The organism is Chryseobacterium formosense (assembly GCF_900116415.1).
In the GTDB taxonomy this organism is placed as follows: domain Bacteria; phylum Bacteroidota; class Bacteroidia; order Flavobacteriales; family Weeksellaceae; genus Chryseobacterium; species Chryseobacterium formosense.
Map to the genome: position 1 here is coordinate 148883 of NZ_FPAP01000001.1, position 19767 is coordinate 168649.

Consider the following 19767-nt stretch of genomic DNA (forward strand, 5'->3'; position numbering starts at 1 on the left):
ATTAGGATTATTCAATTTTAATGGTTGGTAAAGCTTCTTCTTTTTCGAAGTTTTCCCAGATATATTCCATGTTTGGATAAAAGCAACCGTCTTTTTGAAGATCAATATATTCGGATGAAATCTTGTGTATATCGAATGACTCTAAACTGTTTTCTTTTAGAATATTTAAAGCTTTATTAATCTCTTTTTCAATTTTTTGGCTTGATGTCCAAGGATAATAACTGATGAAAACTTTTAAGCGATCAATTGCAAATGCATATCTTTTAATTTTTGAGGTATAAAAAGGATCATACTTTTTATTTAATTTCTTTAATTTATCTGCATCTATTTTATTAATATCGTTTTCAAAAAGCTGTGGTTTATAGAAAACATTAATTTCAATATCGCCAAAACTCAGAAATCCTTCAGCAAATTTATTCCAATTGTAAAAAACCCGTACAGTTCTGCCTTCAATTGTTTTAATTAAGCCCTCATATTTATCAATACTTTCTTTTTGAAACCCTCTTTGTCTTAATTCTGTAAAAATTTTTCTTTCAAAGATTTTAGAATGGACTTTTTTCCCTATAGAATCACTTATCCAAATTAGGATTGATACAAAAATGGTAAAAAGGAGAGAGAGAATAAGACTAAACCAAAAATTTTTACTTGATAAAAAAAACGGAATAAAAATGATAAAAAAGATGAATAAATTTGCTACAAAAGTTGGATTTCCATCGATGAAATAACTTCCGTTCTCTCGTTTTTTTATGGTTAAAAGTTTCATTAAATTAAATTGACTGTAAGTAGTATAAGAACTATAATGACTTTCAAATTTAATCAAAATTTCACACACCCAACCTTTAAAACCCTTAAATTTGTGGTCACAAAAAAGTTATTCAATGCTTAGGAAAATTTCAATTGCGGCAGCAACGTTTCTGTCTGTGATTACAATCAATGCTCAGAAAAATAAGAATTCACAGGTCGAAAGACCAAAACTTGTTGTAGGTTTGGTCATTGATCAGATGAGGTGGGATTATTTGTATCGCTATTACAGTAAATATGGCAACGATGGTTTCAAAAGACTTTTAAATAAAGGATATTCTTTAAATAATGTGCATATTCCGTATGTTCCTACCGTTACGGCTTTGGGACATACTTCGATTTATACAGGTTCGGTTCCTGCCATTCACGGGATTGCAGGAAATGACTGGACCGATAAAGAAACCGGTAAAAATGTTTACTGTACAACTGACGAAAGCGTAAAACCGGTCGGAACAAGCAATGTGAAAGTAGGAAGCCATTCTCCAAAAAATCTTTGGTCGACAACAATTACCGATGAGCTGAAATTAGCAACCAATTTTCAGGGTAAAGTTATTGGGGTGTCTTTAAAAGACAGAGCTTCAATTCTTCCTGCCGGTCACACGCCAAACGGAGCTTTTTGGTTCGATGATTCTACAGGAGATTTCATTACAAGTACATGGTATATGAATGATCTTCCACAATGGGTAAAAGATTTTAACGCACAAAATCTTCCCGATCAGTTGGTCGCAAACGGTTGGAATACTTTATTACCCATCAATCAATATACCGAAAGTACACCAGATAATTCATCTTGGGAGGGACTTTTAGGAAGTTCAAAAATACCGACTTTCCCTTATTCTAATCTTGCGGCAGATTATAAAACTAAAAAAGATAACATCCGATACACCCCTTTCGGAAATACTTTAACCCTGAAATTGGCTGAAGCTTCTGTGGAAGGAGAAAAACTGGGAGCGGATAACGTAACTGATATTTTGGCCATCAATTTAGCTTCAACAGATTATGCGGGACATAAATTCGGACCCAATTCAATTGAAGTAGAAGATGTTTATCTGAGACTTGATCAAGATCTTGCACAATTTTTCGCATATCTTGATAAAAAAGTAGGGAAGAACCAGTACACCGTTTTTGTATCTGCAGATCATGGTGGAGCGCATTCAGTCGGATTTCTTCAGGAGCATAAGATTACAACAGGTTTCTTTGGAGAAGGAATGGAAAAGAATCTTAATGAAAAGCTTAAAACAAAGTTTGGCGTTGATAAATTGATCAACGGTGTCGACAATTACCAAATTTATTTCGACAGAAAATTAATTGCGGATAATAATCTTGATTTGGAAAGCATTAAAAAGTTCGCAGTTCAGGAATTGGAAAATGACCCTTCAGATTTGTATGCGGTTTCTACCACAGCAGTTCAGGAAGCGAGTATTCCGGAGCCTATTAAACAAAGAATTATTAACGGGATCAACAGACAGAGAAGTGGCGATATTCAGTTGATTTCTCATGATTCGATGCTTCCACCATATTCTAAAACCGGAACAACACACAGCGTCTGGAATTCTTATGACGCACACATTCCATTGATTTTTATGGGATGGGGTATTAAACATGGTGAAAGTAATAAAGCCTATCACATGACCGATATTGCACCGACAGTTTCTGCTTTGCTGCATATTCAGTTTCCAAGCGGAAATGTAGGAAATCCGATTACTGAAGTTTTAGGAAGATAAAATTTATTATATGTAAAAGACTCGGGCGCAGCAAAGCTGCGCCCGAGTCTTTTTGTGATTTTCGGCGAGGCGAAGCCTCGCCGAAAATCATTTAAACTTTATATTAATCTTCATTTTGATCGTCTTCTTCGTCTTCATATTGCTCAAGATAATAAGCAAAGGTGAACTCTTCATTTTCATCTTCAATATCTTCAAGCATAGTCAGTAAGTCCTCAAAAAGCTCAAGCTGATCAACACTCATATTCACAAATTCTAAATGCAAAGGCATTTCAAGTTCGCCTGTAATGACATCAGAAAGTGCATCAAGATTATCTCCGAAATATTCAGGAAGCTTTGCTTTTTCTTTAAGCTGAGTGTAAAAATCTTCGTAATCGCCGATTTCTGTAAAGTCGATATATGTTGTATTCATAGTTTACTTTTAATGGTGCAAATGTAGGAGTTTTCTTATGATTGTTAAAGAGCAACTCTTCGCAACGATTTTATTGTTTTTCAAAACTTTTATAATGATTTTTCGTTAAATAAACATCCCCATTTTTAGTAAAAACAATTCTGTCAGCATTTCTATTTCCGCAATTGTAATTCACATCGGCTTCAAAATACTTTTCTCCTTTCGGAAGTTTTCCTTCACGGTTTCCGAAATAATCTCCACCGATGGCTTTTCCGGGCAGAACTTCACAAAGATTTCCCTGAGAAGGACTCCAACCCAGTTTTTTGGCTTCATTTTTTGTAATATAATAATCAGGGAGCTGATAATTTTGTTTTACGTAATTAATGACTGTCTTTTCATTGGTCAGCTGATCGATTGATTTTTGATCATATTGTTTTTCAGATGTTTTGGAAATAGTCTCAGCTTGTTCCGGAGTTTTTTTATCATCAATAAAATGATTATACATATACATCACAGACATTCCAAGAATAAGTCCGAGGCAGGCGAAGGAAAGCGAACGGGTTTTAGAATTCATATTGTACGTCAATAGTTAATTTAACTTCGTTAGTAAATTGTCAATTTTAGCTTAAACAAATTGCAAAAATTCACAATTGACAATTCACCTGAGAAGAAAGATTCACTTTCAATCTCTCCATTCCTCCGGAATATCACAAACAGGAATAGGGTTAATCTTATGTTGAGCCGCTTTATGCATTCTGTCGAAAATTAAGAAGACTTCCTTGTCACGACCTTCATAATCTTCTGCGGTTTTTGTTCCGTATTCTTTCTGGATTTTCTCGAGTTCAGGATATGTAGCACCGATTTGTTGTTCGTCTGTTCTGTCTACATCCCAAAGTCCGTCTGTCGGAATTGCGTTTTTAATACTTTCAGGGAGATCCAAAACTCTTGCGATCTCGTAAACCTCAGTTTTATAAAGATCTGCGATCGGAGAAATGTCGACTCCGCCGTCGCCATATTTTGTATAGAAACCGATTCCGAAATCTTCTACTTTATTTCCCGTTCCGCAAACCAGAAGACCGTTGATTTGCCCGTAATAATATAAAGTCAGCATTCTGAGGCGTGATCTTGTATTGGCAAAAGCAAGTTTTTCATTCGGGAACTCATCATCTCTCACATCAAAAATATCATGTAAAGCCTCGAATGGCGCATTAAGATCTACAGAGAATCCGTCAACATTTGAAAAATTATTTTTTAGAAAATCAATTTGTTCCTGTGCTCTTGAGATCTGATCTTTTTGTTGTCTGATCGGCATTTCGAGAACTAAAGTTTTCAAACCTGTCATAGCACAAAGCGTCGATACCACACCGGAATCAACACCACCCGAAACTCCAATGACGTACCCTTTTACTCCTGCTTTTTGAGCATAATCTTTTAGCCAGCTTACAATATGATCTATTATTTGTTGTGTCTGCATTGTATATTTTTAATGTTTAAAATTTTCTTTTTTTAGCTCATACCAAAAACAAATTCCATCGGGCTCTGTAAATTCACCCTTATTTTCGAAGCCGAGTTTAGTGAGAGTTTTATTTGAAGCGATATTTTCTGAATGCGCATTGGCATAAATTGCATCTGCGTTCAAATCATTAAAGCCAAACTCAAGGGAAGCTTTTCCTGATTCAAAAGCATAACCTTTTCCCCATGTTTCCGGAAGAAATCGATAACCGAGATCATAAAAATTCTGATGTCCGTTGATTTCTGCAATGTGCAGTTTTAAACCGCTCCAGCCAACAAGAAGTCCGCTTTCTTTTTCGATAGCAGCAAGTCTTCCAAAACCATTATCTTCATATTGCTGCATGATCATTTTCACCACTTCTTTCGACTCTTCAGTTTTTGTAAGTGGTGCTATTCCGATATATTTCATTACTTCAGGATCAGAATCAAGCAGAAAAAGACGTTCATAGTCCTCTTCCACAAACTTCCTTAGAATCAGTCTTTCGGTTTCAATATAGATATTCATGTGTGGTTTGTGTTTTTAAAGATTTTAATATAACTTTCATAGCTACAAAAAAATCCTTTTTCAGTATAAGTTTATATTTATATCCTTATTTTTGTACACTTAAATTTCATGTAAAAATAATGAAGATTTTTAGAATTGCAGCACTTTCATGCTTTTTAGTTTTAAGTTTAAATTCTTGTAAAAAAGAAAAGGAAACAGATTGGAAAGTAGAAATAAAAAATCCGGCCGAAAAAGTAGAGCTTACCGATATTTCGAAAGAGTTTTATGATGTAAATGTTCCGTTAGAGCAGTTTAAGGCTAAATTTCCGTGGTTTCAGGGGACGGTTTCTGATGAAGATTTCGCAAAAAACAGAGTGAATCCGGATGAAGTGAAAATTTATAAAGAAGCAATTTCAAAAATTGACCAGAGGAAACTTAAAAAAGAACTCGAAGATCTGTTTACCCATATTAAATATTACTTTCCCAATTTTAAAACTCCAAAAGTATATTTGTTTTCATCTTCATTACAAATGGTTCAGGAACCATTTTTGTATGACGATAAAACCAAATTCCTTTTTATCGATATAAGCGGATTTATGGGAAACAATAATCCAAATTACAAAGGATTGGAAAATTATTTTCAAAAATCGATGAACCCGAACAATATTGTTCCTAAAGTTTCTAAGCTATTTGCTGAGCAGATTGTTCCCTTTTCTACAGATCATCAGAAATTTATTGATCTCTTGGTATACAACGGAAAAATGATGCTGTTGCAGGATGCTTTTCTACCGGAAACTCCGGATTACCTGAAAATGGATTACGATAAAAAGCAATACGATTGGGCGGTTGCAAACGAAGCCAATATTTATAATTATTTCGTTGAAAATAACTTGATTTTTGGAGACGATCACCGTTTGGTAGACCGTTTCATCAATCCGGGACCATTTTCAAAGTTTTATACTGAAATTGATAATGAATCTTCACCGATGGTTGGAGTTTTTACCGGATGGCAGATCTGCAAAGAATATTTTAAGAAAAACCCTGAAACCAAACTGACAGATTTCCTTAAAATGGACGCCACAGAAATTTTTAATAAAGCAGGATACAAACCGAAATTAGAAGAATAATAAAGCTGGATGTTTGATGATGGAAGCTGGAAGTTAGCCGAAGCTATTAAATATTGAGAATAAAAAAAAATAGAAAATAGAAAAATGAGAAAGACTCAGATAACGATAGATGTTGAGCTGGATGAAAATCATATCCCGGAAGTAATGACCTGGAATGCTCAGGATGGAGGAGTAGAAAAAGAAGAAACAAAAGCAGTAATGATCTCAGTGTGGGACGAAAAAGCAGCAGAAGCTTTAAGAATCGATCTTTGGACAAAAGATATGCCGGTAGATCAGATGAAAATGTTTATGCATCAGATTTTCGTTTCTATGGGAAATACCTATCAACGTGCAACCGGCGAAGAAGATGTTGCCGAATGGATCGAGCAGATGGCGGAAGAATTTGCCATTAAATCTGCAATAAAAATGTAAAAAATGCTGGATGATGGAAGTCAGATGTTGGAAGTTTACCAAGACATCCAGCATCCATAACCCAGCTTCGAACCAAAAATATAAAACAATGAATTTCAATACAAAAGTGATACACGGCGGACAGCATCACGAATCTGCGACAGGTTCTGTAAACGTTCCGGTTTTTTTAACATCTACATTCGCACAAAAATCTCCGGGAGTACATTCCGGTTACGAATATTCAAGAGCTGCAAACCCTACAAGACAGGCTTTAGAAGACTCTTTGGCAAGCATCGAAAACGGAGCAAGAGGCTTAGCTTTCGGTTCTGGTCTGGCTGCGATCGACTGTGTTTTAAAACTATTAAATCCAGGTGATGAGGTTGTTGCAGTGGACGATTTATATGGTGGAACATACAGAATGTTTACCAGACTTTTTGAAAAATATCAGTTGAAATTTACGTTCGTGAATTTTGATGATGCTTCTAAAATTGCCGATGTCATTACAGATAAAACAAAATTAATCTGGGTGGAAACGCCAACGAATCCATTGATGAAATTGGTGGATATTAAGGCAGTCGTAGAAATTGCAAAAGGAAAAGATATTTTGGTGGCAGTAGACAATACATTTGCAACACCATATCTTCAAAGACCAATCGATTTGGGAGCGGATATTGTTATGCATTCTGCTACGAAATATTTGGGAGGTCACTCCGATGTTATTGCGGGAGCTTTGGTGGCAAAAGATGCTGAGTTAGGAGAAAAACTTCACTTCATTCAGTTTGCAAGCGGTGGAATTTTAGGACCTCATGATTCTTATCTGGTGTTGAGAGGTATTAAAACTTTGGCTTTAAGAGTTCAGAGACATTCAGAAAACGGAATGGCCGTGGCAAAATATCTTGAATCTCATCCTGCGGTTGCTCAGGTAATTTACCCTGGATTGGAATCTCACCCGCAATATGAACTGGCAAAATCTCAGATGAAAGATTTTGGAGGAATGGTTTCTTTCACGTTTAAATCAGGTAAAAAAGAGGATGCAATTAAGTTTTTAGAGAAAGTAAGAGTATTTACTTTAGCGGAATCTTTGGGTGGAGTAGAGTCTTTGGCCAATCATCCTGCTTTGATGACTCACGCTTCAATTCCTGCTGAGAAGCGTGCAGAATTAGGAATTACAGATGACCTTGTTCGTCTAAGTGTTGGAATCGAGGATGCAGAAGATTTAATAGCAGATTTGGAAAAAGCTTTTTCCTAATAATAAATTTAAGCATCCGTTTTTATAGCGGATGTTTATTTTTTAATTTAGCCTTAATGAAAAATACAAGAAAAGTAACAATTGAAGATTTAAATCAATTATCTGAATTATTTGACCAATACAGAATTTTTTACCATAAAGATTCCGATATTCCTGCAGCTGAACAATTTTTGAAAGAGAGAATAGAAAACAAAGATTCTGAAATTTTTGTGGCTGAAAAGGATGATGAATTAGTTGGTTTCGTTCAGTTATATCCGTTATTTTCTTCAACAAGAATGAAGCGTTACTGGTTGCTGAATGATTTATTTGTGAATGATAATTTTCGCGGAAAAGGTTTTTCAAAAGAATTAATTGAAGAAGCTAAAGAATTGGCAAAATCTACCGATGCTTGTGGAGTTCTTCTTGAAACCGGGAAATCCAATGACATTGGAAATAAGCTGTATCCTAGTTGTGGATTCGAAATTTATGATGAAGTAAATTTCTATGAGTGGACGAATAAAATTCAGTGAAATGTCAATCGTCAATTGTGAATTTTCTCACAATTATAATTTATAACTTATAACTAAAAACATGACTGATTTTCAAAAATACATCCAAAGATATTTAGATTTAATTCCATCAGAAAAATGGTTGGAAGAGCTGAAAAAATCTGAAGAAAAAACGGTTCAGATTTATTCTAATCTTACTGAAGAACAGTCTCTTTTTGCTTATGCGGAAGCAAAATGGACTTTGAAAGAATTGCTTTTGCATTTGTCTGATACCGAAAGGATTTTTCAATACAGAATTTTGGCGATTGCAAGAGGAGAAGACAGGAATTTGCCGGGTTTTGATGAAGAAAATTACGCAAAAAACTCTTTTGCCAATGAAAGAAGTTTAGAATCTTTATTAGAGGAATTTCAATCAATTAGAAAATCTTCTCAAATTTTATTGGAAACAGCAAATTCTTCAGCTTTAAAAAATATTGGAATAGCCAACGGAAATCAAATCTCGCCCGAAACGATTGGAAAATTAATTGTTGGTCACAATATTCATCATTTGAATGTGATTGAAGAAAGATATTTGCCGAATTTGTAATGACTAAGATCTTAAAAATATTTGTGTTGTCAATTCTTATTTTTTCGACATTGTCGTTCTTCTCAATTTTTGATGATCTTGCTCAATCTATTTATAAGAATGATGCACCAAATTTGGATTTAGGTTTCCCTTTTACATATTATGAACTTTTTTTTGTTGAGCATCCCAATTTTAATTATGGATGGAAAGAGAATTTTATTTGGGATTATTTAATTGCTTTGATTTTAAGTCTTTCTTATTATAGATTGAAGAGCACGAATATTATTAAAAGTTATAAAAATTAAAATATGGAAAACATAATACAAATATTAAAATCCGGCGGAACAATACTTTACCCAACCGACACCATCTGGGGAATAGGTTGTGACGCAACAAATATAGACGCCATCAACAAAATTTTCGAGATTAAGAAACGCGAAAAAAACAAATCCATGATTATTTTGGTGGAAAATGAGAAACGATTACAGGATTTGGTTGACGTTCCGGAAATGGCTTGGGAAATAATCGATTTAAGCGAAAAACCGGTAACGATTGTTTATGAAAACCCGAGAGGCTTACCGAAAGAATTATTGGCAGAGGACGGAAGTATAGGAATTCGTCTGGTGAAAAATGATTTTTGTAAAAAATTAATTACCAAATTGAATAAGCCTTTGGTTTCAACTTCCGCTAATTTCAGTGGCGAAAAAAGTCCCTTGAAATTTTCAGATATTTCTCAGGAAATAATTGATTTAGTGGATTATGCAGTGGAAGAAAACAGGGAAGTGGTTTCAAAATATTCTGGTTCTTCAGTCATTAAAATTTGGAGTGATAACAGAATAAAAGTTCTTCGAGAATAAAAGAAAAGATTTTAATTATCTTTGCAAACTATTCAACCATTAAGAAGTCGGAAATTTAATTTTAAACTTAAAAAATCTGATTTCTTAATGGTTTTACGTTAGTTATGCTTGAATTTACATCATGCATCTGACATCCAACATCTAATAATTAAAAAGAAATGTTCATTAATTTAAATCAAAATAAAAATCTAAAACTTTTCAAAATAATTTCTGAAGTAGCAGCCGGAAATAATCAGTCTGTGTACATTGTGGGCGGTTATGTTCGGGATTTGTTGATGAAAAGAAAAGCTTCTACAGATATTGATTTTGTGACTGAACAAAGCGGAATCGAACTTGCACAAAACGTAGGAAAAGAAATCGATCCCAAAATGAAGGTTTCGGTTTTTAAAACATACGGAACAGCCATGATCAGATACAAAGATCTTGAGCTGGAATTTGTGGGTGCTAGAAAAGAAAGTTACACAGAAGACAGCCGCAAACCGGAAGTGGAAGGAGGAACGATTGAAGATGACCAAAAAAGAAGAGATTTCACAGTCAATGCGATGGCGATTTCTTTAAATAAAGATAATTTCGGAGAATTAATCGATCCTTTCAACGGAATTGATGATCTGGAAAAAGGAATTTTGAGAACACCTTTAGAACCGGCACAAACCTATTCCGACGATCCGTTGAGAATGATGAGAGCGGTACGTTTTGCATCGACTTTAAATTTTAAGATTGAAGACAATTCACTGGAGGCGATTAAACAGGAATCCGAAAGAATCAAGATTGTTTCAATGGAAAGAATTATGGTTGAATTTAATAAAATCATGCTTTCTCAAAAACCCTCAATAGGTTTGAAATTAATGGAACAGACAGGATTGATGAAATTAATTATTCCTGAATTAATCGATCTGAAAGGTGTAGAAGAAGTAGAAGGACAAACGCATAAAGATAATTTTTACCATACTTTGGAAGTGGTGGATAATATTTCTGAAAATACTGATAACCTTTGGCTTCGCTGGTCTGCATTGCTTCACGACATCGGAAAAGCTCCGACAAAAAAATTCGTGGAAGGAACAGGCTGGACTTTCCATGGACATGAGTTTTTAGGTTCAAAAATGGTAAAGACATTGTTTCAAAGGTTGAAATTGCCATTGGGGTCGGATATGAAGTATGTTCAGAAAATGGTGAAGCTTTCTTCCCGCCCAATTGCTCTGATTACCGATGATGCTTCGGATTCTGCATTGAGAAGACTGCTTTTTGATGCCGGAGAAGATATGGAAGACCTGTTCACTCTTTGTAAAGCCGATATTACCACCAAAAACTCAAGGAAACAGGAGAAATTCAAGAAGAATTTCGAATATGTTGCGGTGAAAATAAAAGAAGTTGAAGAAAAAGACCAGGTAAGAAATTTTCAGCCGCCGATTTCAGGGGAAGAAATTATGCAGATGTTTAATTTAAAACCGGGCAGAGAAATAGGAATTTTAAAGGAAAAAGTAAAAGAAGCTATTCTTGAAGGTGAGATTGGAAATGACAGTGAAGAAGCTAAAAAATTTGTGATCGCGGAAGCAGAAAAATTAGGTTTGACTTTAGTTTAAAACAAAATACATAACAAAAAATGCGGTTTCTTTTGAAGCCGCATTTTTATTTTGGATAAAAAATTCTGAGATTAATAATTTTTATAAACCGAAGTCGCTCCTATCCCGGCTGTAAACTTGCTGATTACTGTTCCTGCGGTTGTATAAACTGTGATTTCGCTTGGTGCAGTAAACTTCTTCACATCAGATACAAAAATCCTTCCTTCAATAACGCTAAATCCGTAAACCGCAAAGTTGGGATCGGTTTCAGCCGTAGTGAAAAGAGGACTAGGAACAGTAGTGGAGTTCATATCCATTGAGTAGATTTTGTTTAAAGAGCTGAAATAATATCTTCCGCCGTCAACTTGTATATTTCTACCCTTTGCGATACCTGTAAGCGTAGTCGTTTTTGTAATAGTTCCTGCAGGTGAAATTTGATAGATGTAAGAATCTGTAGCAGTTCCTGCAATTGTATAAACACTTCCGTTAGAAGAGATTGTTTTGCTGATATCTCCGTTCGGAACTGTAATAGGCGTTCCGTCAATTGTGTTGCTTGTTGTATTGATTTTAGTAATAGTGTTACCAAATCCGTAAGAAGCATTTTGTACAAAGATTGCTCCACCGGCTTCCACAACATTTTCTACAGTGCTTGTTGATGCAAAATCAATTTTCTTTACGAAAGAATTATCAGATAATTTATAGACACCTACATATTTAGCACCTCCGTACTGGTCGTTAGAAATATAAAGATTTCCGTTTGCTACAGCCATATAACGAGGATTGTTAATCTGCGCTGTAATTTCTCCCGTTTTTTTGAACGTTACTCGGTCTACAATTGTAATTTTATTTGAGTTGTTCAATAGAAGATAAGCTTTATCTCCATTGATAACCATTGTCTGAAGAACGTCTCCTAAATTTTCGTTATTTTTTACTTTATAGATTTCATTTTGCATCAGACTCAAATCTTTTGTAACAAAAGTAACATCTGCATTTGGTGTTTGAAATTTACCTTCATTGGTAATAAATAGTCCGTTGTTATACGTTATTTCCGGAATGATTTCTTCGTAATCTGACGTACAAGAAACCGAAAATAAAAGGACGAATCCGAAAATAATCTGTAATAGTCTGTTTAATTTCATAATATGATAATGTTAAAAATTTATTGTTGCATTGATACTGTAATTTCTTTTCGGAAGCGGATAATATTCTACCGTTTCATAAACCGTATCTGTAATATTGTTCACTTTAAAACCTAAAGTATATTTTTTTAAAACCGTAGCAGATAATCCCGCATTCATTATAAAATAAGGATAAATTGCATATTTTCTGCTCTCATCAGACGTGGTGTAAGTCAATCCGTTAAACATTCCCTGTGCAAAAACTCTCAAAAATTTGTACTGATAATCTATATTCGAAGAGAATTTATGCAATGGCACATACATCAGCTGTTTTTGAGTTTCCAAATCTACGGATTTTGTATAAACATATCCTGCAATAAGCTTTACAGAATGATTTTGATTGAAAGATTTTTCATAACTAAGCTGAGACTCCAAACCATAAGACTCTACTTTTTCGGTGTTAAAAGCTGCCCAATAACCCATTGCTGTCGGAAGCCAACGAATCATATTATCAATTTTAATATAATATGGAGTAAGGCTTAGTTTAAATCCAAGAACGCTAAATTCCTGATTCAAATCTGCCTGAGCCGAAGTTTCTGGTTTTAAATCTAAATTTCCTCCCGGTTCCCAGTACAAATCATTAAATGACGGGAATCTGAAGTTTTTTGATAGATTTAAATTAACCTGATACCAATTATTGGCCTTCCATTTTCCTGAAAAAGAGTAGAGAAGAGGCGAACTGATGTCTTCTACGAAATTTTGCTTGATTCCAGCCTCAAAACGAAGGTTTGATGTTGCGAAATATCTTAATAAACCTGCAGCCGAACCCACATTTCTACTGGCATTTCTCAATTCTGAAGTTCCTAAGCCTTCTGCCTGATTTTGCTGGAATTCTCCAATGACATTGATATTCAGTTTAGGGATTATAAAATAGTTGAAATCATTTTTAAAAATGTAATTCTTATTAATTCCCCCACTCGTAAAAGGCGCATTATAAACTCCGAAATACTGGAAGTTATCTTCCGTATAAGCTGCTTTTAAACTGTTTGAAAATTTAGATTTGTCGATGTCCCACGAAACAAGACTTCTGAAAGTCTGTGCTTCATAGCTTGTCCTATTTCCATTCTCTTCAAGAATTCTGTAGTTCTGTGTTGCATCATAAAACTGACTTTGCCAGGAAATTGTCTGGTTTTTTGCAATTTTATAAGCTGCACCTATATTGAATGTCGTGTTGTAAAACTTACCGTTTCGGTTGATATATTTTTTTTCAGGAACTTCATAATCATTTTCACTGATCGAATAATTTCCGGAAGCTTTAAAACTGAATCTATCGTTGCTGTAAGAAGCTTTCAGAAAATTATTATAAGTTCCGAACGAAGCAACTTCAGAATTGAATAATCCTTTAAAACCTTGATTAAAGCTCAGATCATTATTCAAATGAATGCTTCCTCCAATCGCTCCGCTTCCATAAATCACACTTCCGCCTCCGGCTTTTATTTCTACCTGATCATATCCGAAAAGTGCAATGTTGTTGATGTCGCCCTGTCCTAAAAACTGAGAATTAATGTTGATTCCGTTCCACACAAAAGCAGTGTGTTGCGCTGTTGTTCCTCTGAAAGATGGCGAAGAAACTGCTCCACGACCATTTTCTTTAATATAAACCGACGACTGAAAACGCAGAACCTCAGAAAGATTAGATGAGTTTTTTTGTATATCTGCAGGAGACAAAGTATTCAGCGAATGAAAAAGTTTTACTTTTTTCATCTGATTGTCGAAAACATATACCGTATCGATGGTTTTTTCCTGACCAAAATACAAGGCAAAACAGGAAGAAACAGAAACTAAAATGAACGTTTTTTTTAAAATCATAACCTATTTGCCTTTCCTCCGAAAGCAATCATTTTATTAATAATTAAAATTCTGGCAGGTCTCCTGACTTTCGCTTTTCTACACCTTCCCGCTTTGGCAGTGGTTTTTTGTAGGAATTTTATATGCGATTTACAGTTGCGGGGACAGTTTGGGATTTCCACCCAATTCCCTCTTCGTTCCAATCTCCTGGAAACCAAAATTTTTGCAAATATAGTTTTTTTGAAAAGAAAGATTAAATTTTAGAGCCTGTTTAAAAATTAATAATTAGGAATTTTATGATTGATTTTTCGCAAAGGCGCAAAAGTTGTTTAATTATAATATGTTTTTAAGGCGCAAGGATTTATCTTCGATAAAATTAATCATCAGCATTATAAAAGAAAATCTTTGATTTTCTCTTTGCGCCTTAAAAACAGAGAACTTTTATCGAATCTTGCGTCTTTGCGTTTTTCTAAAACTTAAATAGGTTCTTATTAAATTTAAAAATAAAATCTAAAATTCTATATTTAAATTAAATTTTTTTAAAGCAAAATAATATGAAAATATTTTCAATCATCTGTTGTAATCGAGAAATCTGTGGGAAACTTCTACAAAAACGTCCCATCAAAATAAAACGGAAGCAAATCTTTAATCGAGCTCACTTTAATTACTTCATCATTTAAATTGGAGAAATACAATTCAATATTTTCATTCTGCTTTGTTTCGTATTCAATAATGCTTTGGCGACAAGCTCCACAAGGCGGAATCGGAGGATTTTTCTCTGAAAATTCTTTAGGTCCGCCTACCACAAAAATCTTTTTTATTTTTTCGTGAGGAAAATTGGCGCCGATCCAGAATAAAGCAGTTCTTTCAGCACAAAGTCCGGAAGGAAAAGCGGCGTTTTCCTGATTGTTTCCTGTGAAAATTTCACCATTTTCTAAAAGAACAGCACATCCTACAAAAAAACTAGAATAAGGCGCATAAGCATTTTCTCTTGCCAGAATTGCTTTTTCAAAAAGGCTGTTTTCAACTTCGTTAAGTTCATTCCTGCCTTTGAAATGTTCGTAATTGATCTTTATATCTTTTTTCATTTTTTCTGCGTAAAAAAGGGGCATAAAAGTAAACTATTTTGGTGAAGCTGGCAATATCTTTGTTACGATAGTAAATTGTAATTTTAAACTTTAAAAAAATAAACTCAATGTTATATTCACCAATAAAATTCAGAAATGTAGAGCTGAAAAACCGTTGGGTAATGTCACCGATGTGTATGTACTCCTGCGAAAATGGTTTAGCTAATGATTTTCACTTTGTTCATTACGGAAGCCGTGCTCAAGGAGGAACAGGGCTTCTCATCGTAGAAGCAACGGGAGTAGAGCCCAAAGGAAGAATTACCAATCACTGCATGGGAATCTGGAATGACGAACAGGCAGAAAAACTGCAGAAAATTGTTGAATTTGTTCACCAGAATTCGGAAAGCAGAATAGGAATTCAATTGGCTCATGCGGGAAGAAAAGGTTCTACCTGGGAAAATAAACAAATATCCTTGGAAGAAGGCTGGGAAACTTTAGCGCCGAGCCCTATTCCTTATCATCCTTCCGAAAGAATTCCACATGAACTGACGGTAGAAGAAATTAGAGAACAGGTTCAGAATTTTAAGAATGCTGCAAGAAGAGCGGTAAAAGCGGGTTTTGATGTGATTGAAATTCATGCAGCTCATGGTTATCTCGTGCATCAGTTTTTGTCACCACTTTCCAATGTAAGAACAGACGAATATGGTGGAAGTTTTGAGAATAGAATTAAATTTTTAATTGAAATCGTAGATGCGGTAAATGAAGAACTGAACGAGAATGTTGCTTTATTTGTAAGAATTTCCGGAACGGAATATGCCGAAAACGGTTGGGATATTAATGAAAGTGTAGAACTTGCAAAAATTTTGAAAAATCATCAAGTTGATTTAGTGGATGTTTCCAGTGGCGGAAATATTCACGGAGCAAAGATTTCTGTTTTTGATGGTTATCAGGTTCCTTTCTCATCTGCAGTAAAAAATCAGGCGAACGTGAAAACAGGAGCTGTCGGTTTAATAAAAAGTAATAATCAGGCAGAAGAAATTTTACAGAATGGTGAAGCTGATCTGATATTTGTAGCAAGAGAAATTTTAAGAAATCCTTATCTGGCGGTACAGGGATCATTTGAGATGAACGAGGAATGTTTTTTTCCACATCAGTACCTGAGAGCGAAAATTTCTTCTTAATTTTAGGCTGATTTAAAAAAAGCAACAATGCAGATAGAAGATTTCATGCTTCCTTGTCCCAGTAAAAAGTTTTTGGGAATAGAATGTTTCGGCTGCGGAACCCAGAGAGCTATCGTTCTGGTATTTGAAGGGAAATTCGCTGAGGCTTTTCATATGTTCCCGGCGGTGTACACATTATTGCTGTTTTTTTGCTTTGTAGGACTCAATTTTATCGATAAAAAAAGAAATTATGGTCAGATTATGATTTTTTTAGCAATAATTAATTCACTGATTATGGTTTTTTCTTATTTTTATAAACATTTTTTCGCAATATAAACTAAACATTAAAAAAATAAATTATGAATCAACAAAAGTTACCTAATGCTACGGCGGTACTTGTTTTAGGAATTGTTTCAATCGTCGGATGCTGTTGTTACGGTATTTTAGGAGTAATTGCAGGGATTATCGGGCTTGTACTTTATAAGAAAGACAACCAGCTATACCAAAGCAATCCTACATTATACTCAGATTACAACAACCTGAATACAGGTAGAATTCTTTGTATCATCGGTTTGGTGATCAGTGTTCTTTATCTTATTCTGAATGTTGTATTGATTGCCGTTTTCGGTTGGGATACACTTTCAGACCAACAACTGATGCAGGAGCGTATGAGAGAATTGATGGGACAGTAAAATTTAAATTTACTATAATTAAAGATCGCAGAAATGCGGTCTTTTTTTTGTGCGTGAATAAATATAAGTATTTGGATCGTAGAATTACGACAATAAATCGTAGAATTACTACAAATTTTCAAATTTTGTAATTAAAATGAAAAATATGATTGAAGGTGTTTTATCTTTGAGTTATTAAATCAAACAAAATATTAACGAATTAAAATTTACGTATCATGGCAGCAAACTCAAGAGGAATTTTAAAATTCAACGGCGGCGAAGGACAGAAATTATTAAAGCTGAACTACAGCGTTTCAAGATCTACGGATGTTTCGGGACGTGTAGCATCAGATCCTTCCAATGCAATCATTAAATTAACGGTTGAGGCAACAGAGAAATCTGACATCCTAGAATCACTACTAAACGGAAAATACAAGCCTACAACAGGTGAAGTTACCTTCAACAAATCTCACGAAGAAGGAACACTGATTACTCTGAACTGGGAAAACGGTTACGTAATCCAGCACGAAGTAGATTTCGATGCGGTAGACGAAAACTCAATGCTGATCAGCTTTGTAGTGAGTGCAGAAAAAATCAACTACGGAGGTGGAGCTTACGAAGGGCTTTGGCCATCAAGCTAAAATCTTTAGCATCATAAAGGTTTATAAGAGATTCATGAGACTGTCTGAAAAAGACGGTCTTTTTGCCTTCAATATGAAGAAAAACATTATTTAAAGCATAAAACAATTTTAAAAGGAATAACTTCCTGACTGGATAAAATTTAATAACTTTAAGCCACCCAATAATCACAACAATATGAATACCTCAGCAAAAAACGGAGGTTCCACATTCCGACCATCGCAGAATGCAGCAGGAATCTCAGAAAATCATCATACCGGTATCAACCGTCTTGTAAAATTATCTTTGGTCATCGAAGGTAAAGTGATTAAATATTACAAGCATTTCAAACTTACGCAAAGTGCGAGAAAACATCACGAATTTACGCTGACTTTGGCTCACGATACTTTAGGCGACCGTCAAAACCATACTTTGGAAGAAGCGAACAAGTTTTTAGGCAAAAGATTAACGGCCGTTATTTCTTATAAAGATGTTGAAAACAGTCCTGAACGAACTTTCGTCGGAGTGATTACGGGAGTTGGTTTCAGCCAGGAAAGAATGAGTCTTGGGAATATTGTGTTGACAGGTTTCAGTCCGACTATTTTGCTGGACGGCGCACCGCATATTCAGAGTTTTGGTGGAAATCAGGCGGTGAACATGGGAATTATAGCCGAAGAAGTGATTAAACAGGGTTTAGACAAAAGTCGTTTTGATATAAGAATTGATACGAATGATTATTCTCAGATCATTTACAGCAGTCAGTACGACGAAACGCATTATAATTATCTGGCAAGAATGGCAGAAGCTTATGGTGAACAGTTTTATTATGACGGCGAAGTTTTGCATTTCGGTAAACTTCCGCCACAAAATACACCAATTAAGCTGGTTTATGGAAGCAGTGCAAACGATATTAAAGTAGAATTGAAAGCGGTTCATATAAAACCGCAATATTACGGTTATAACAGCAATAGAAATGAAGTTCTGAAATCGGGAGCAACCCCGATTCAGCATGTTGGAGATCTGGCAAAAACGGCTTACGATCATAATGATAAGATTTACAAAACTCCGTCATTAAGAGTGGCTCCCATAAAAGCGACTACACATCTTGATGTAGAATATTCGCAAAGAAGTACGGCGGGAAGTGAAGCGGTGAATGTTTTTAATCTTTCGGGCTCTACAACGGTTCCGTTTTTACATCCGGGATGTCTTGTTGATGTTGAGATGCGAAAAGTTGATACGAATGAAACTTCATATTTCACGAGAATCATGGTGACAGAAACCACTCATGAAATTGATACCATCGGTCATTACAGCGGAAGTTTTGAGGGTATCGCCTCCGATACAGGATTTTTACCAAAACCGGAATTCACGGTTCCAATTGCTCAACCCCAAATTGCGACGGTTATTTCCAACACCGATCCTGAAGGACAGGGAAGAGTTCAGGTAAGATTCGACTGGCAAACAAATGACACCACTCATTTCATCCGAATGATGAGTCCCGATGCGGGAGGGACGGATCAGATCACTCAGAACAGAGGTTATGTAGCAATTCCGGAAGTTGGCGATCAGGTGATGGTGAATTTTGTACACAATCATCCGGACCGACCTTTTGTGATGGGAGGGATGTTTCATGGGGGAACGGCATTGGGAGGATTTGCAGACAACAGAGTAAAATCTATTATGACCAGAAGTGGTCATAAAGTGGTTTTCACTGAAGACGAAAGCATTATCATTACGGATAAATCCGGAAATGAAATTCATCTTGATACGACAGGAAGTAATATCAATATCACAGCACCGGAGACGATGACGCTGAACTGTAAGAATATGTTTATTAATGTGGGAGAGAATATGACGACATCAGTGGGTATAAATAAATCTGATACAATTGGTATGAACAATACCCAAAGTGTCGGCGCAATGAAAATGACTTCCGTAATGGGAGATACGAGTATGTTTATTACAGGGAAGCTAACTGAAATGATTGAAGGGGATGTGCATAGTGAAACTACCAAAGGCAAAACTATTGTAAATAGTGAAGGCGGTATAGAGACATCAAGCAACGGTAAGATTGTAAAAAACGCTCAAAGTAATATTGAAAATAAAAGCGGAGAAAAAGGTCAGAATTTTTAATTTGAAAC

21 protein-coding genes and 1 riboswitch are annotated in these 19767 nt (G+C 35.1%); of the genes, 13 read left to right on the forward strand and 8 right to left on the reverse strand.

Annotated features, from left to right (window positions below; translation table 11 throughout):
- Positions 1-7: 7 nt before the first annotated feature.
- A complete protein-coding gene (locus BM371_RS00680; protein ID WP_131430909.1) occupies positions 8-763 on the reverse strand; it encodes a hypothetical protein in 756 nt (251 codons plus the stop codon).
- A gap of 115 nt (positions 764-878) precedes the next feature.
- On the opposite strand from BM371_RS00680, the gene pafA reads away from it, so the two are divergent.
- Positions 879-2525, forward strand: a complete 1647-nt coding sequence (gene pafA, locus BM371_RS00685) for an alkaline phosphatase PafA (protein ID WP_034674650.1) — start codon at positions 879-881, stop codon at positions 2523-2525.
- Between the two features lie 103 nt (positions 2526-2628).
- Here pafA and BM371_RS00690 read toward each other — a convergent pair whose 3' ends face one another.
- The 4 genes from BM371_RS00690 to BM371_RS00705 all read right to left on the reverse strand — a co-directional run bounded on the left by BM371_RS00690 (position 2629) and on the right by BM371_RS00705 (position 4930).
- Complete coding sequence (locus BM371_RS00690) at positions 2629-2934, reverse strand: barstar family protein (RefSeq protein ID WP_034674652.1); 306 nt, start codon at positions 2932-2934, stop codon at positions 2629-2631.
- A gap of 70 nt (positions 2935-3004) precedes the next feature.
- Positions 3005-3487: a ribonuclease domain-containing protein gene (locus BM371_RS00695; RefSeq protein ID WP_034674654.1), complete on the reverse strand. Its 483-nt coding sequence runs from the start codon at positions 3485-3487 to the stop codon at positions 3005-3007.
- A gap of 108 nt (positions 3488-3595) precedes the next feature.
- Positions 3596-4387: an NAD(+) synthase gene (gene nadE, locus BM371_RS00700; RefSeq protein WP_034674656.1), complete on the reverse strand. Its 792-nt coding sequence runs from the start codon at positions 4385-4387 to the stop codon at positions 3596-3598.
- 9 nt (positions 4388-4396) lie between these two features.
- Complete coding sequence (locus BM371_RS00705; protein ID WP_034674658.1) at positions 4397-4930, reverse strand: GNAT family N-acetyltransferase; 534 nt, start codon at positions 4928-4930, stop codon at positions 4397-4399.
- Positions 4931-5049: 119 nt separating this feature from the next.
- Between BM371_RS00705 and gldB the strand changes: the two genes are divergently transcribed.
- The 7 genes from gldB to BM371_RS00745 all read left to right on the forward strand — a co-directional run bounded on the left by gldB (position 5050) and on the right by BM371_RS00745 (position 11165).
- Positions 5050-6036 (forward strand): gliding motility lipoprotein GldB, encoded by a 987-nt coding sequence (gldB, locus tag BM371_RS00710; RefSeq protein ID WP_051882666.1) that lies wholly within the window; start codon positions 5050-5052, stop codon positions 6034-6036.
- Positions 6037-6120: 84 nt separating this feature from the next.
- Positions 6121-6447 (forward strand): gliding motility protein GldC, encoded by a 327-nt coding sequence (gene gldC, locus BM371_RS00715; RefSeq protein ID WP_034674660.1) that lies wholly within the window; start codon positions 6121-6123, stop codon positions 6445-6447.
- A 13-nt stretch (positions 6448-6460) separates the two neighbouring features.
- The gene (locus BM371_RS00720) at positions 6461-7675 is read left to right on the forward strand and encodes a cystathionine gamma-synthase (RefSeq protein ID WP_228376760.1); all 1215 of its coding nucleotides are present in this window, start codon (positions 6461-6463) and stop codon (positions 7673-7675) included.
- 56 nt (positions 7676-7731) lie between these two features.
- Positions 7732-8184, forward strand: coding sequence for a GNAT family N-acetyltransferase (locus BM371_RS00725; RefSeq protein WP_034674662.1), 453 nt, complete (start codon positions 7732-7734; stop codon positions 8182-8184).
- A 61-nt stretch (positions 8185-8245) separates the two neighbouring features.
- A complete protein-coding gene (locus BM371_RS00730) occupies positions 8246-8749 on the forward strand; it encodes a DinB family protein (protein ID WP_034674664.1) in 504 nt (167 codons plus the stop codon).
- Between the two features lie 287 nt (positions 8750-9036).
- Positions 9037-9585, forward strand: coding sequence for an L-threonylcarbamoyladenylate synthase (locus tag BM371_RS00740; protein ID WP_034674668.1), 549 nt, complete (start codon positions 9037-9039; stop codon positions 9583-9585).
- 158 nt (positions 9586-9743) lie between these two features.
- The gene (locus tag BM371_RS00745; protein ID WP_034674670.1) at positions 9744-11165 is read left to right on the forward strand and encodes a CCA tRNA nucleotidyltransferase; all 1422 of its coding nucleotides are present in this window, start codon (positions 9744-9746) and stop codon (positions 11163-11165) included.
- Between the two features lie 71 nt (positions 11166-11236).
- Here the strand turns inward: BM371_RS00745 and BM371_RS00750 are convergent, their stop codons facing one another.
- The 3 genes from BM371_RS00750 to BM371_RS00760 form a co-directional block, all read right to left on the reverse strand.
- Complete coding sequence (locus BM371_RS00750; protein ID WP_034674672.1) at positions 11237-12283, reverse strand: YncE family protein; 1047 nt, start codon at positions 12281-12283, stop codon at positions 11237-11239.
- A 12-nt stretch (positions 12284-12295) separates the two neighbouring features.
- Entirely contained in the window at positions 12296-14131 is a 1836-nt protein-coding gene (locus BM371_RS00755; protein ID WP_034674674.1) for a TonB-dependent receptor plug domain-containing protein, read from the reverse strand.
- Between the two features lie 36 nt (positions 14132-14167).
- Positions 14168-14344, reverse strand: a riboswitch (cobalamin riboswitch).
- Positions 14345-14715: 371 nt separating this feature from the next.
- Positions 14716-15198, reverse strand: coding sequence for a cytidine deaminase (locus BM371_RS00760; protein WP_034677170.1), 483 nt, complete (start codon positions 15196-15198; stop codon positions 14716-14718).
- A gap of 107 nt (positions 15199-15305) precedes the next feature.
- On the opposite strand from BM371_RS00760, the gene namA reads away from it, so the two are divergent.
- The 5 genes from namA to BM371_RS00785 all read left to right on the forward strand — a co-directional run bounded on the left by namA (position 15306) and on the right by BM371_RS00785 (position 19759).
- A complete protein-coding gene (namA, locus tag BM371_RS00765; protein WP_034674679.1) occupies positions 15306-16358 on the forward strand; it encodes an NADPH dehydrogenase NamA in 1053 nt (350 codons plus the stop codon).
- 27 nt (positions 16359-16385) lie between these two features.
- Complete coding sequence (locus tag BM371_RS00770; protein WP_034674681.1) at positions 16386-16673, forward strand: DUF2752 domain-containing protein; 288 nt, start codon at positions 16386-16388, stop codon at positions 16671-16673.
- Positions 16674-16696: 23 nt separating this feature from the next.
- Entirely contained in the window at positions 16697-17029 is a 333-nt protein-coding gene (locus BM371_RS00775; RefSeq protein WP_034674684.1) for a CCC motif membrane protein, read from the forward strand.
- A 215-nt stretch (positions 17030-17244) separates the two neighbouring features.
- Positions 17245-17649 carry a type VI secretion system tube protein TssD gene (gene tssD, locus BM371_RS00780; protein ID WP_034674687.1) on the forward strand — a complete coding sequence of 135 codons (405 nt, stop codon included), beginning with the start codon at positions 17245-17247 and terminating at the stop codon, positions 17647-17649.
- 175 nt (positions 17650-17824) lie between these two features.
- Positions 17825-19759, forward strand: a complete 1935-nt coding sequence (locus tag BM371_RS00785; RefSeq protein ID WP_034674690.1) for a type VI secretion system Vgr family protein — start codon at positions 17825-17827, stop codon at positions 19757-19759.
- Positions 19760-19767: the final 8 nt, after the last annotated feature.

Bases quoted from the DNA above. Each gene is read 5' to 3' on its own strand.
- BM371_RS00680 (WP_131430909.1), bottom strand. From the start codon at position 763: ATGAAACTTTTAACCATAAAAAAACGAGAGAACGGAAGTTATTTCATC.
- pafA (WP_034674650.1), top strand. From the start codon at position 879: ATGCTTAGGAAAATTTCAATTGCGGCAGCAACGTTTCTGTCTGTGATT.
- BM371_RS00690 (WP_034674652.1), bottom strand. From the start codon at position 2,934: ATGAATACAACATATATCGACTTTACAGAAATCGGCGATTACGAAGAT.
- BM371_RS00695 (WP_034674654.1), bottom strand. From the start codon at position 3,487: ATGAATTCTAAAACCCGTTCGCTTTCCTTCGCCTGCCTCGGACTTATT.
- nadE (WP_034674656.1), bottom strand. From the start codon at position 4,387: ATGCAGACACAACAAATAATAGATCATATTGTAAGCTGGCTAAAAGAT.
- BM371_RS00705 (WP_034674658.1), bottom strand. From the start codon at position 4,930: ATGAATATCTATATTGAAACCGAAAGACTGATTCTAAGGAAGTTTGTG.
- gldB (WP_051882666.1), top strand. From the start codon at position 5,050: ATGAAGATTTTTAGAATTGCAGCACTTTCATGCTTTTTAGTTTTAAGT.
- gldC (WP_034674660.1), top strand. From the start codon at position 6,121: ATGAGAAAGACTCAGATAACGATAGATGTTGAGCTGGATGAAAATCAT.
- BM371_RS00720 (WP_228376760.1), top strand. From the start codon at position 6,461: ATGGAAGTCAGATGTTGGAAGTTTACCAAGACATCCAGCATCCATAAC.
- BM371_RS00725 (WP_034674662.1), top strand. From the start codon at position 7,732: ATGAAAAATACAAGAAAAGTAACAATTGAAGATTTAAATCAATTATCT.
- BM371_RS00730 (WP_034674664.1), top strand. From the start codon at position 8,246: ATGACTGATTTTCAAAAATACATCCAAAGATATTTAGATTTAATTCCA.
- BM371_RS00740 (WP_034674668.1), top strand. From the start codon at position 9,037: ATGGAAAACATAATACAAATATTAAAATCCGGCGGAACAATACTTTAC.
- BM371_RS00745 (WP_034674670.1), top strand. From the start codon at position 9,744: ATGTTCATTAATTTAAATCAAAATAAAAATCTAAAACTTTTCAAAATA.
- BM371_RS00750 (WP_034674672.1), bottom strand. From the start codon at position 12,283: ATGAAATTAAACAGACTATTACAGATTATTTTCGGATTCGTCCTTTTA.
- BM371_RS00755 (WP_034674674.1), bottom strand. From the start codon at position 14,131: ATGATTTTAAAAAAAACGTTCATTTTAGTTTCTGTTTCTTCCTGTTTT.
- BM371_RS00760 (WP_034677170.1), bottom strand. From the start codon at position 15,198: ATGAAAAAAGATATAAAGATCAATTACGAACATTTCAAAGGCAGGAAT.
- namA (WP_034674679.1), top strand. From the start codon at position 15,306: ATGTTATATTCACCAATAAAATTCAGAAATGTAGAGCTGAAAAACCGT.
- BM371_RS00770 (WP_034674681.1), top strand. From the start codon at position 16,386: ATGCAGATAGAAGATTTCATGCTTCCTTGTCCCAGTAAAAAGTTTTTG.
- BM371_RS00775 (WP_034674684.1), top strand. From the start codon at position 16,697: ATGAATCAACAAAAGTTACCTAATGCTACGGCGGTACTTGTTTTAGGA.
- tssD (WP_034674687.1), top strand. From the start codon at position 17,245: ATGGCAGCAAACTCAAGAGGAATTTTAAAATTCAACGGCGGCGAAGGA.
- BM371_RS00785 (WP_034674690.1), top strand. From the start codon at position 17,825: ATGAATACCTCAGCAAAAAACGGAGGTTCCACATTCCGACCATCGCAG.